The organism is Mesorhizobium sp. M7A.F.Ca.MR.362.00.0.0 (assembly GCF_004023175.1).
In the GTDB taxonomy this organism is placed as follows: domain Bacteria; phylum Pseudomonadota; class Alphaproteobacteria; order Rhizobiales; family Rhizobiaceae; genus Mesorhizobium.
Genome location: NZ_RZTF01000833.1, coordinates 1 through 815 on the forward strand (window position 1 = coordinate 1; position 815 = coordinate 815).

Sequence of the window (815 nt, forward strand, 5' to 3'; positions counted from 1 at the left end):
ATATAGAAGGGCGCTATGCAGAAGCCGAGAAAAACCTGAGGACACAATGGTGAGCATTCGCCCGGTTAGATGGGAAGACGTTGACGCACTGTATGCTATTTCCCTTGCGACTGGCTTTGAGGGGGGCGATGCGTCACACCTCTACGAGGATCCAAAGCTGATGGGGCATATCTACGCCGCGCCGTATGCGGTGCTTGAGCCGCAGCTTGCCGTAGTTGTCGAAGACTCCCGGGGTGTTGCGGGCTTTGCCGTCGGAACAATAGATACACTGGAATGGGAGGATCGACTCGAAAGGGAGTGGTGGCCGCAACTTCGCCTGCGCTATGCCGATCCACCTGAAGCGTTACGGGATTTATGGACGCCGGACGAGCGGCGGGCATCCATGATCCACCACCCGGCGCGAACGCCGGCAGCCGTGGTTAGCAAGTATCCGGCTCATCTTCACATGAATCTTTTGCCCCGCGTCCAAGGGAGCGGGCTTGGCTCAAAGCTGTTCGATAAATGGCGAAGCTTCGCGGTCGAACATGGTATCAAAGGTATCCATGTCGGCGCCAATCGCGCGAACAAGGGAGCGATCGGCTTCTGGCGGAAAATTGGTTTTGCGGAACTCAGCATTAAGGACGCTGCGAAGGGACGAACGGTCTGGATGGCACACGACTAAAGCCAACGCCCGCAAAGGGCTCAATGAAGCCGTTCATCGCCTCGTCGGTGGACGACGGAGAGGGCGAACCTTGCCGATCAGGCAGCGGCGAAATGCCTACCGTGAAGAACTTGACGCACACAACTTACCGTGAATCTGTGTCCCAATAATGCAC

General features: G+C 57.1%; 1 protein-coding gene. It reads left to right on the forward strand.

Annotated elements, in window-relative coordinates; all coding sequences use genetic code 11:
• Positions 1 to 661, forward strand: a 661-nt coding sequence (locus EOC06_RS38040) for a GNAT family N-acetyltransferase (RefSeq protein ID WP_306462387.1), incomplete at its 5' end; no start/stop codon positions are given.
• Positions 662 to 815 lie beyond the last annotated feature (154 nt).